This window comes from Dyadobacter sp. SRI_021, from assembly GCF_057586235.1.
In genome coordinates, this window is record NZ_JBYCZM010000026.1 from 1 (window position 1) to 12235 (window position 12235).

Annotated in this window: 7 protein-coding genes; 6 read left to right on the top strand and 1 reads right to left on the bottom strand. The window is 46.3% G+C overall.

Annotated features, from left to right (window positions below):
• Positions 1-652: 652 nt before the first annotated feature.
• From AC2YIT_RS31855 to AC2YIT_RS31870, 4 genes are all read left to right on the top strand, one after another.
• Positions 653-1240, top strand: coding sequence for an RNA polymerase sigma factor (locus AC2YIT_RS31855; RefSeq protein ID WP_223410793.1), 588 nt, complete (start codon positions 653-655; stop codon positions 1238-1240).
• 159 nt (positions 1241-1399) lie between these two features.
• Positions 1400-2455 (top strand): FecR family protein, encoded by a 1056-nt coding sequence (locus AC2YIT_RS31860; protein WP_487281889.1) that lies wholly within the window; start codon positions 1400-1402, stop codon positions 2453-2455.
• Between the two features lie 181 nt (positions 2456-2636).
• On the top strand, positions 2637-6026 hold the full coding sequence (locus AC2YIT_RS31865; RefSeq protein WP_487281890.1) for a TonB-dependent receptor: 3390 nt from the start codon (positions 2637-2639) through the stop codon (positions 6024-6026).
• A 21-nt stretch (positions 6027-6047) separates the two neighbouring features.
• Positions 6048-7592, top strand: a complete 1545-nt coding sequence (locus tag AC2YIT_RS31870) for a RagB/SusD family nutrient uptake outer membrane protein (RefSeq protein WP_454525430.1) — start codon at positions 6048-6050, stop codon at positions 7590-7592.
• A 425-nt stretch (positions 7593-8017) separates the two neighbouring features.
• Here the strand turns inward: AC2YIT_RS31870 and AC2YIT_RS31875 are convergent, their stop codons facing one another.
• Positions 8018-8608, bottom strand: coding sequence for a hypothetical protein (locus AC2YIT_RS31875; protein WP_487281891.1), 591 nt, complete (start codon positions 8606-8608; stop codon positions 8018-8020).
• Between the two features lie 452 nt (positions 8609-9060).
• Here AC2YIT_RS31875 and AC2YIT_RS31880 point away from each other — a divergent pair, with 452 nt between their 5' ends.
• Complete coding sequence (locus AC2YIT_RS31880) at positions 9061-10245, top strand: hypothetical protein (RefSeq protein ID WP_487281892.1); 1185 nt, start codon at positions 9061-9063, stop codon at positions 10243-10245.
• 208 nt (positions 10246-10453) lie between these two features.
• On the top strand, positions 10454-11647 hold the full coding sequence (locus tag AC2YIT_RS31885) for a hypothetical protein (protein ID WP_487281893.1): 1194 nt from the start codon (positions 10454-10456) through the stop codon (positions 11645-11647).
• Positions 11648-12235: the final 588 nt, after the last annotated feature.

A 12235-nucleotide genomic window follows, 5' to 3' on the forward strand; every position in this document is an offset into this window, starting at 1 on the left:
CTATATACCATTGCAGTATCCACCCTGACAGCGTCCCTATCCTCGCCCCATATAATTTCTCCGTACTTTTCCCCAAAAAGATAACCTTCGTTTTCATTCGAAAAAACCATTCTTAATACGGATTATTTGTCTTTGAAAGTAAGACATCTGAGCGATATATCGATTAAAGTGACTCGCTTAACTCAACTGATAACTGACCTACGCAAAAGGGGCCAGCTCGATGAAAAAATTGAAGCCGGCCTTGATACAGTTAGGGCTAGGTTCAATACTGTTTCAATTCTCAATGGAGCTGAGCTGGAAGACGCTTCTACCAGATTGGGTTATTTGTTTACAAGCTCGGCGAATTTGCTTGAATTTGATCGGGTGACCGCTGTAACTAACAATTCGGGGTCATTTAAGCTACTTTTTTATGTCTTAGGAATTCGTAACAAGGAAAGGTAACCTATGAATAATGGAATCGAGAGGTTGCAAACTGAGCTCGACAACACAATCCTATCTGTTGCGAGGTGATATGCTAAGAAATTCAAGTCGGCCACCTGTTTAAGGCGGGGCTTGATCGAGTAGAAAAACATGTCTTCGAAGTTTATGATGAACATATACGGTCTGCCCTTACCGCGGATCGCCTATGTTCATGTGCAAAATTGCGATCGACATGCCTAATACTTACACCGGTGACGCAGCATTAATTGAGGGCCTGAAATTGGGTGATGAGGACGCATTTGAGCAGATTTATGACCGGTACTGGCACAGGCTTTACAGGGCTGCGGAAAACAAGGTCCGGGAGTCTGACGAAGCGAAGGAAATCGTGCAGGACATCTTTCTGGACCTTTGGGCCAGGCGTGGAACGGTAGACATTCTCGAACTGGAACATTACCTGCTGGGGGCCGTCAAATTCAAGGTGCTGGATTATTTCAAAAAAGAAATCGTCCGCAGAAACTACGATCAGTTTGTATTCATCAATATGTCGGAGGCGGATTGGGATACGGAGGAAGAGCTCGCCTACAATGATCTCAATCAATCCCTCATAGCCTGCATCGACCAGCTTCCTCCCAAAACCCGGGCCGTGTTCGAACTGAGCAAAATGCAGCATAAACCGAATGCCGAGGTAGCCAGAATCCTGAAAATATCGACAAGATCCGTCGAGCACCATCTTAGCCAGGGCCTTAAAACGCTCCGCATTCAGTTACAGGACTATACGCTTTGTTTAGCTTTGCTTCTCGCTCAACACCTTTCCAAGTAGGTGTTCGTAGAATTTCTATAAATATTCTAATAAGTTTACTATTTTTAGGGCTTATCTAATATAAACTTTCTAATAATTAATAAACTTATTTGTGGCATGGGCAACGTCCGGTCTACTTACACATAAAGGCAATTGTGTTTTTAACGATCACAGACAGACATGCGCAAAAGTTGGAAAGGGTTTTATCGGCTGATTCACCGCTATCAGCACAACACGATCAATCCGATCAAAAAGCAGGTGATGGATTTCTGGTATGATTCGATCAATCATGCCGGAGCGGACGTACCGCAGGAAGATCAGAAACTGAAAGCGGATATCTGGGGGGCTATCCGGCAGAATATGCATGAGTTGCCGGAAACCGTCGAGCCGCTGACCGGCAGAAGATGGTGGCAGTCTGCATATTTCAAATTTGCTGCGACGGCTGCTTTCCTGATCGTGGGTTTTGTTTTTTATAAAGGTGGTATCGCCGGGCGAAATTCAATCATCGCGAAGGTTCCCAATGCGATGATCAGCGACCTGGTGAAGAAAGAGAATACGACCGGAAAGCTCAAACTGGTCAAACTTCCTGATGGCACCGCGGTGTCGTTGTACCCGGGAGCCATTCTGTTTTACCCGCAGGTGTTCACGGCGAAGGAGCGAAATGTGTTTTTAAAAGGGGACGGATATTTTGATGTAACCCATGATCCCGGCCGGCCTTTCAGCGTTTATTCAGATCATATCATTACCAAAGTGCTGGGAACCAGCTTTACGATTAGAACGGGTCCCAAGGGAAATGTCGAAGTAGCCGTTTTGCGTGGAAAGGTGAAGGTGAAGGAAAATGCGTCGGATGCCGGGGCATCTGGGGTAAGCAAAGAGGTTACCCTTACACCCAACAAGAAAGTAACGTTCTCATTTGAAACCGGGGAAATGGTAACCGGCCTGGTTGAAGAGCCGTTACCTGTGAGCGGGCGCGAAAGTACGATCGACATCAGGAATGCTTTTATTTATACGGATAAGCCTGTTTCAGAGATCATTCCGCAGCTGGAAAAGGCATATGGGTTAGCCATTCTTCTAGAAAACAAAAATCTGGCCAACTGCACCATTACCGCCGACGCATCGAATCTGGGCGATCTTTTCGCGCTGCTGGATGTACTATGCGCCGCTATCGACGCCAGTTACGAAGTGAGGGAGGACCAGATCTTTCTAACCGGGCCCGGATGTAAAGCGATTCAGTAATTTTTTTACCTTTTAACAACACCCATATATGCATATAAACGCTACGTAGCAAAAAGGACCGAAGATGCCGGAAGCATTTCGGTCCCAATTCCCATCCCTCGAAAAATCTCGGTTGTTTCATTCTGGACAAATGAAATACTGGGAACATTTAAATCATCCTGTGATCTAATATTGTAAAAAAATGAAAAAAGGACTAGAAATCATAGAGCCCTGGCGGACTATCATGAAAGTGTCATCATTACAAATACTTCTCGCGATCATCGCCTGCACCTACTCGTACGGGGGCGAAACGCACGCCCAGGAGCTCCTGCTGAGAAAAGTTTCCATTGAAGCCCAGCAAAAGACGATCCGGTCTATCCTCGCGGAACTGGCTGCCGCGGAGAATGTCAAGTTCGTATATAGTAAAGAGTTACTTCCGGTGGAACGAAAAATTTCGCTATCCGCCCACAACAAAAACATGTCGGAAGTGCTGGACCAGATATTCAGCCCCGACAATATTTCCTACAAGATCGTCAGGAACAGGATTATTCTCAAACCGGCGGGGCGTGAGCCGTCCGGTGCGCTTTCGCTGGACTACGGCAGTACGCTTGCCGCCGTGCAAAATGTTTTGGACAAGAATATCAAGGGAGTCGTTACGGCGGGCAAAAGCGAACCTTTGCCTGGCGTGAACATTGCCATTAAAGGAACGACCCGCGGGACCTCGACCGACGCTAATGGGGCGTATTCGCTGGATGTGCCTGATAATGGGGCTATTCTGGTGTTTTCTTTCGTGGGACACGTGACGCAGGAAGTGAAGGTGGGCGATGCCCCGGTGATCAACGTCGATCTGGTGTTGGACAACAAAGCGCTGGAAGAGGTAGTGGTCGTAGGTTACAACTCCCAAAGCAAGCGAAACCTTATCAGCGCGGTGGCGACGGTTTCGGGCGAGACTATTACCAAACGGGTGGCTACTAACCCGGTGAGTTTGCTGCAAGGCCAGCTCCCCGGCTTGCAGGTGATACAAGGCTCGGGAGAGCCGGGGAATGAGGGCATTCAGCTACGGGTGAGGGGTACGGGGACATTCAGTGGTGCGGGGAACGACCCGTTGGTGATTGTGGATGGTTTGCCGGGTGACCTCAGCATTCTCAACCCGAACAATATCGAGTCGATCACGGTGTTGAAGGATGCCGCTTCGGCTGCGATTTATGGGGCGAGAGGGGCAAATGGTGTTATTGTGGTTAAAACTAAAAATGGCAACGGCGGTGGTTTTGCATTCGGATACGGTTTTAACATCGGTATTTCCAATCCCACCCAAATCCCGAAAACGATCACCAACTCGGCCGAATTTATGGAGCTTTCCAACGAGGCCCGGACCAATTCCAATTTACAGCCGCTCTACACCCAGGCCCAGATCGATCTGTACCGGAATGCTACCGACCGGGTCAAATATCCCAACCACAATTGGCTCGACGATCTTTTCAATCCGGCTTATGTGAAAAACCACTTTCTGAATATGTCGGGTGGAAGCAAGGACGGGACTACTTTTAATGTCGGCCTCGGGATAACCGACCAGCCCGGCGTCATGATCGGCTTCGACTACAAAAAATACACGATGAACCTGGGCCTTTCTTCCAAAGTGCACAAGCGCGTGACCCTGGGTACCAACTTGCAATTCCGGTATGGCGACCAGGCGGCACCGAGCAATGGCAGCACGGATATGTTTTTGTCGACCATGGCGCAATCGCCGCTTTATCCGCCAAAAACGGCAGACGGCAAATGGATAAAAAGAGCTTTCCCTAACGAACAGGGAAACAAAAACACGATTGCGACGGTAGCTGAGAAATCCATGCAGTATACCAAAGATTACTATGCGCAGGGAAATATGTCTTTGGATGTGGATGTGCTGGATGGCCTCAGATGGGAGAACAAAGCCGGCTTTAATTACCAGAACACGAAATGGAGCATTTTCAGGCCGGTAGTACCCATGTATTATTTCAATGACATGAGCTCGGCAGGTTTGCTCGATGTCGGTACCCCCGGCTTGAATGTGCAGCGTAATGATTTGGTATATAGTGTTTTCTATTCGCAACTCAATTACCACAAAACATTTGGCGACAATGCCATTTCCATTTTGGGCGGTTACCAGCAGGAAAAAAACCAGACCAGCAAAATAGCGGCGTCCAGAAGGCAATTCCCGACCAATCTTTTGACTGAACTGGATGCGGGCCCAGCGGACGGACAAACCAATGGCGGGACTTCCGAGCAATGGGCTATTCACTCGCTTTATGCAACTGCCAATTACAGTTTGAAAGACAAGTACCTGCTGGGTGGAAGTGTCCGCTACGATGGTACGTCGCGCCTGCCGTCGGATACGCGCTGGGGATTATTCTATTCCTTCTCGGCCGGATGGCGTATTTCGAAGGAAACTTTTCTGCAAAATACGAACTGGCTCAACGACATGAAATTGCGTGCTTCATACGGTCAGCTGGGTAACCAGAATATCGGTACTTATCCCTACCAGTCTACGCTGAGCAACGCTAACTATGCATTCGGAGGATCGACGTCGACGGGTTTTGCCGCGCAATCCATTGTGGACCCTAACCTAACCTGGGAAACGACGCGGTCGGTGAATGCCGGGGTAGACATTACCGCTTTCAGCAACAAAATCACTTTCTCGGCCGATGTGTTCAACAAATATACTTTCGACATTCTGCGCGGATCGCAGGTACCGTTGTGGCTGGGTTTGAATGCGCCTACGATCAACAACGGCGCGGTGCGCAACAAGGGTATTGAATTGAATATCGCCTATTCGGGCCGCACCGAGCGGGGCTTTTCCTACACTGTGGGCCTGAATGCGCAGGCGTACAAGAATAAACTGGAAAAATTCGGGAAGACGGAGATCAATACCGTTCCCAATTCGATCCGTGAAGAAGGGCATCCGCTGGACGAGTTTTATGTTTATATCTGGGACGGGATTTTCCAGAACCAGGCCGAAATTGACGCTTCTCCCAAGCAGCCGGTCACACCCACACCCGGCGACCTCAAAATCAAGGACGTGAATGGCGACGGGGTGATCAGCGAAAAGGACCGTACCTACCAGAAAGGCAGATATCCTGCGATGCAACTGGGCGTAAACTTTTCGGCCAACTGGAAAGGGTTCGACTTGGCAACCCAGATTTTCAGCTCCATGGGACAGAAAATATATGTCAATGGATGGGGTATCGAGCCATTCAGACAAGGCTCGGTGCCAACCGTGGACTGGAGAAACCGGTGGACGCCTACGAATCCTTCCAATACCATGCCGAAAATATACGTGGCCGATGGATATGCGCCTGTACAGAACTACAATTCGACTTACTTCCTCAAAAACGCCTCATTTGCGCGTCTGAAAAACATCCAGCTGGGTTATACTATTCCTAAAAGCGTAATCGACAAGGTTAAGATGAAGTCTGTGAGGGTATTCGTTTCGGGGGAAAATGTTTTGACGGTCAGCAAGTTTCCCGGCCTGGACCCGGAAAGGGTGAACAGTGGAAATTACCTTGCTTACCCGCAAAACAGGACCTACACGTTTGGTATCAATGTGCAATTCTAACAGCCCTTTTAACATTGACATATGAAAAATTTACAATATAAAGTTCTGGCACTCATAACGCTCATTCTTTCGGCCGCCTCCTGTTCCGACGACCTGGACGTGGCCCCACCCGACAAACTTTCGACCAACATTTTCTGGAAGTCGGAAGCGGATGCGGATCTTGCTTTGACGGGCCTTTACAGCTTTTTATACGCGTCCAGCGGTGGTTATGCCACATCGCAATACCAGGTGTTCGCGTGGGACAATTTCAGCGACGACTCCTATGGCCAATATAACTATGGCGGGGGCACGAGCGCGCTTTCGTCGGGAATCACGCCGCAATCCGGGGATTTTGTAAGTGCCTATTATATCAATAACTACAAGGCGATTGCAGCAATCAATTCATTCCTGGCCAATGTAGGCAAAGTTTTGACAGGGGATAAACTGAACCGGTATCAGGGAGAAGCCTATTTTCTGCGCGCATTCAATTATTTCTGGCTGGCGCAACTTTACGGGAATGTGGTCATCACCACGGAAGATCCGTTCTCGGTAGACTTCAAATCTTCAAGGGCTAAATCGGAAAAAGCCGAAGTGCTGAAATTAGTCGAAGACGACCTTGCGAAGGCAATCGCGTCTTTGCCCGACAATGCTTACAAGGACGGGCATGCCGTAAAAAGTACTGCCCAAGGCTATTTGGTGAGGGTATTGTTATTTCAGAAAAAATATGCGGAAGCGGCTGCACTTGCGAAGCAGGTGATCGACGGCAGCAAGTACAGCTTATTGACCAATTACGAAGGTAATTTCTTCAAACCTGCGCAGAACAGCAGTACGGAGATCATGTTCTCCGTCAAATATTTACAGCCTAACCTGCTGCATCAGGATGTTGCGCTGGCTGTATCCCTGCAACGCTGGAAAGGCGAACTCGGGACGCAGGACCTGATTAACGAATATGAAGCCATCGACGGGAAAGATATCGGTAGCTCAGCCGTTTACGATCCCACCAAGCCATTTGAAAAAAGGGACCCGCGAATGCGGCTGACGTTCTTTTTCCCGGGCGACACCAAAGCGCAGGGATGGCCTTTCACCGGAGACTTGTCGGTGGCGACACCCGGCAAGGACAGCTGGATAAATGGTTTTTACGCTGTGAAGAAATGGCTCGACCCAAGCCTGGTGAACCCGGATTATGGCGCAATTGACGAGGGCGACTTTGTATTGCTGCGCTATGCGGATATCCTGCTGATGTATGCGGAAGCCGAAAACGAAGCAAAAGGCCCTGCGAACGCGATAGCCGCCGTAAATCAGGTCAGGAAAAGAGCGGGAATGCCGGCATTGGCCGCCGGGCTTTCGCAGGCCGAAACGAGGGACAAAATCTGGCACGAACGACGCGTGGAATTTGCACTCGAAGGCCAGCGCTATTTCGATCTGAGACGTTGGGGCATCGCTACTAAAAAATTGAACGGCTTTGTTCAAAACCCGCTTGCACCGACCATCAAATCGAAGTACGAGGACAAATACGAATTCTGGCCGATTCCCCAGAGTGAAATTGACCGGAACGCGCCTGTTTTGGTTCAGAATCCGGGTTACTGATGCTGGTCTCGTAAAGACTCACCGAAAGACGCACCTGAATTTTGAGCATTTCTGAACAAATTTGCCATATGCGTCTAAAAACAAAATCCTGCAAACCATTGATTTGCAGGATTTTAGTTAATTTTAGTAAGTTACTCTGTGCACCCTACGGTACAAAAGTCGAACCATTTGCTGGATGATCTGAGGAAGCTGGCAGCGCTGTTTGAGCGCTCTGGGATAGTGTCCTAATCCTTTTTCCGGTTGTCCGTCATAAAGTGCGACGGGGCGGCTTCGTCAGATACACATCTGCCCCATTTTCAAGGCCGGCAATCTGTTGCTCGACTACCACTTTAATCCAGGGATGATGGCTCTCATGATTTTTGATATTTAGATCTGTGTTAAGTCCCCGGCCGGATGGATAGCCAGGGACTTTCGCATGCTTAAGCTCATTTCTCCTTTTTAGGCAATTGCAAAATCTGGATAGACCCGCCTGCACTGTATCCCGAAAACTGCACAAAGATATGATCACCTTCTTTTCTACGGATTGCGTAAACTTTCACCACCGTATCGGTGTAGTCTATCGAGCCCTCTTCGCCAAAATACGTGGCCTCATCCTTAATACGTTCCAGCTCTGCCGCCGCCACTTTTCCCTGATAAATCAGCGCGCCGCCCGCCGCTATAATCAGGTCGCGATAACTCTTTTCAAAGAACGGCAACGACCATTCTTTACCTGTCACACTCGTCATAAATGCCTTGTAGACTCTCCCTTCCAAAGGAGTCATTCCCTGTTTCGTGGGAAAAAATAGCCTGTCAAAATCGCGTATAAGGGGCTTATTCAGAGGGACGATGTCGGTCGGCGGGTCAAAAATGGGAAATGCGGTCAGTTCCTTTTCGCTGTAAGGGATTTTAGTCAAGTCAATCGAATCCGGGACTGCCTTTGCCAAGGTGTGCCGGGGAAATGACTGATTACCAGCCTGCACCTGGGCACAAAACGAACTGGCCTGCAATGCGGCCATCACCATGGTTTTAATAAGCATTTGAATACACTGTTTTTGTTGTGGCAAGAGATGAATTTTCTCTAACAAATCAAAACGTATACCTGCTTTCATCCTTTTCGGAACCACTCTTCACTTCACTACTATACTGCTTCGGCTTTTTGCCGATGTGCCTTTCAAACATCATCTTAAAATGCCCCAGATATATTCAGTTCCCTGAGTGATTTCTTGGTTGCAAACTGCGAATCAGGTGGAAATAGTGGGAATACATCCGTACAGAGTCAACCCGAACACTTACAAATTCAACTAAAGGGCTTCTGAACCTTTCGCTCCCGAATCTCCAGATAATCAAGCAAATTAAAAAATGACATTAAACATTTCATTCAATACGATTGAATCGACCACATTACGCTACATCTCAAAAAATACACGATAAAATGCAGCCTTTTCAGAACGATTCGTGTCTGATTTCGCACAATCTAAAATTCTATACTATGAAGACTTCGTCCACTGCGGCCATCATCATTTTTATCATCGGCAGCCTGACAAGTTGTAAACGTCTGGAAAACACCATCGAGCCCGCAGAAAATGAGATCACAGACTCCATTGCTCATCAGAAAAACAGTCGAATACTTGTTTATGGTGAAGGATTGTATGTCTACGGCGAATACGGCAGTTATACTGGTGGAAGGGACTCAAAATATGAAGTAACTGAGTTTGATGAAAATGGTCTCCCCGCCCTCGCCAAAATCGACGCCGAATATGGCACCGGGTTCCCCGGACATTGGGGTAAGTATAAAAGTATTCTCAAGTTAAGTTATGATCAGCAACTGAGAATTACCAGGTCCGAACAAGTATTTCAAGACTTAGTTTTAGCGACCGACTATTCAGTTCCAGATGGCGTGACACTAAATCCTGGTCGGAACATTATTCAGGAGTTTGAATACGATGGAGAATCCAATCGTGTTACACGTCAAATTCGGTATCATTTGGACGTTAGCTCGGGAAAAATGCTAACAGCCTTTGAGATAAACAGATTGTTTAACTCAACTGGACAGCTGGTTAAGTCATGGAACGAAAGCGGTATCCAATACGAAGCAAAATTTGATCAATATAACAATCCAATTTATCAGAAAAGAGGTAATGCAACACAAAGTTGGGACTACAATTACGATACTAGCGGCAGAATTATCGGCCGAAAGGTTACGGGATCCAGCTTCAAAGAAGAGAATATTTATGACGCACACGGGCGGCTAGTCAAGCAAACTGGGAATTTGTTTATTCCCGGGTTCGCAAAATCCGCCTTCCCGACAGAAATTGGTCAGTTAGTTTCCAATGATTTCGATCAAGGAAACGAAGTATTTCAGGCTAGCACAACCGCTCCTGGATTTCCTCCAATTATTTATTCATATGACTTTCAATACATAAACGGAAAGATGCATGGCACAAATTCAATAAATGGGGACAAAGTCGTTCTCAATAAACAGGGTAAGATAGAAAGAATTGAATCTTTAACAAATTGGGATCCGGGAACAAACAATGCTTACTTTATTGATGAGTATATTTACGACGAATTCGGCACTTACATAGAGCGAAAACAGACTGTTATAGATAGGGAAACCCAGAAAACTCTTGGAACCTATGGAACAAAACCTATTCTAAGATATATGAATTTTTGATTGCCCAAAGCAAAATATAGTGACTCAACATCGTGCATTGAGATTGAAGATTTGACGAAGATCAATTCACATTTGCCAATATCGATGAGAATTTCACTAAAATCCGGCAAGAACATTCCACTATATCTCCATTCTAATTAAATCGCGGTCAAGATGCTGCTTTTTCCGCCCAAGGGGTGTCTACTGTACCAAACCTAAATTCTACGCTATGAAGATTTCTAAAACTGTGACCATCATCATTTTTATCTTTTACGGCCTCAATAGTTGCAAACATAAAGAAAACATCGTCGAGCCCGAAGAGAATGAAATCAACTCCATTGTTGAGCAAAAAAACAGTCAAATACTTGTTTACGCCGAAAATATCTCAGTCTATGGAGAGTACGGAATTTGGACAGGTGGGATTGGTTCTAAATACGAGGTCACGGAGTTTGATAAAGACGGCCTCCCGGTCTTCGCAAAAATCGACGCGGGCTATGGTGAGGGTTTTCCCGGAAGCTGGGGAGAATATCCAAGTACGGTAAAACTAAAATACGACAATCGCCTGAGGCTTACTAACTCTGTCCAAGTTTTTAAAGATTTGGTTATACCGTCTAGTTACAGTGTACCTGACGGGAAAAGCCTGGACCCAGATCGTGAAATTTATCAGGAATACGAATATGACGGCTATTCGAATCGAATCACACACGAGCTCCGGTACTACTTAAATACCAAAACAAAAAACAAACAAATTGTTTACGAAGTATTTCGCACGTTCAATACAAAAGGAAGGCTTTTAAAATCTTGGAACCCAAAAGAAACTATATTTGAATCAACTTATGATAAATACGGCAACCCGTTAACTCAAAAAAGAGGCTCACTTGTGCAGAACTGGGAGTACAAATACGACGCCTCGGGTAGAGTAGTAAGCCGCAAAGTTTCCGGCACAAAATTTCATGAAGAGAATATTTATGATAACCAAGGGCGATTAATAAAACAAACAGGGAATATTTCCCGTCCTGGATTTCAAGAATTTATTACTCCTTCAAGGATCGGCCAATTAGTTTCAGATGATTTTGACCATGGAGATGATTATTTCCATGTCAAAGAAAGCGGCCAGTTCGATCCCGGGTATTTTGCGCCAGATCCATACTCGTTCGACTTCGAATATATCGACGGCAAAACTATTGCAACTAATTCGTTGAGAGATCGAAAATACATTATAAACAATCGAGGAAAGCTGGAAAGACAAGAGCTGCTCTGGGATTGGGACGGAGGCTCTGGCAACGCATATTTCTTCGAGGAATACATATATGATGCTTCCGGAACGTTCGTGAAATTCAAGCAATGGGTAACCGATAATACTCGTCAAAATGTTTTGATAACTTATGGCATCCCCCAGGTACTGAAATACAAGCAATTCTAGTGTTAAAAATTTCACATAGAAGGCTTAATCTTCAAAGCCCAATTCAAAATTATCTATAACCCGCCCTGACTTAGATATCCTCTTGCTTGAAGACTAAGAGAACTGCGAATGAAATCGCTTACATGGAACGAAAATTGGCAGACCACAAAGGTAAGATGATGGATTTTACCAACAACCGACCAACTTTGGGTATATAGGAGCCTACAAACCTAGTTGATCCTAACAGCTACTTGGTTGTCAGCTATCCAGTCTTTCTTACTACATTACATCTATTTACACCAATTTACAGGCATAGCTTTGCCTATACGGGAAGAAATTATGCGGTTAAAACACACAAACGCTCGGCTATGCATATTGAGCATGCGCGAGATTTTCGACGCATATCTTAAACGCCGGCTCAACATCATTAAGGCGTTCGTCGGCGTGATGGACAAATTTTTGGCGCCAGCAATTAAGAAGCTGCGCGTGAACGCGGAAATCGTGCCACTTTTTATCGGTTAACCTCTAAAATCCAAGTTGATATTTCGTCCAGGGCCTTCGGAGAAAAGGTTTGTTCCAGCTTGGCATACTCTTGCATTGTGCATTCAT

What these genes read in the sequence shown, in the direction of transcription:
- AC2YIT_RS31885 (WP_487281893.1), top strand. Translation starts at nt 10,454, where the DNA reads ATGAAGATTTCTAAAACTGTGACCATCATCATTTTTATCTTTTACGGC.
- AC2YIT_RS31880 (WP_487281892.1), top strand. Translation starts at nt 9,061, where the DNA reads ATGAAGACTTCGTCCACTGCGGCCATCATCATTTTTATCATCGGCAGC.
- AC2YIT_RS31865 (WP_487281890.1), top strand. Translation starts at nt 2,637, where the DNA reads ATGAAAAAAGGACTAGAAATCATAGAGCCCTGGCGGACTATCATGAAA.
- AC2YIT_RS31870 (WP_454525430.1), top strand. Translation starts at nt 6,048, where the DNA reads ATGAAAAATTTACAATATAAAGTTCTGGCACTCATAACGCTCATTCTT.
- AC2YIT_RS31860 (WP_487281889.1), top strand. Translation starts at nt 1,400, where the DNA reads ATGCGCAAAAGTTGGAAAGGGTTTTATCGGCTGATTCACCGCTATCAG.
- AC2YIT_RS31855 (WP_223410793.1), top strand. Translation starts at nt 653, where the DNA reads ATGCCTAATACTTACACCGGTGACGCAGCATTAATTGAGGGCCTGAAA.
- AC2YIT_RS31875 (WP_487281891.1), bottom strand. Translation starts at nt 8,608, where the DNA reads ATGCTTATTAAAACCATGGTGATGGCCGCATTGCAGGCCAGTTCGTTT.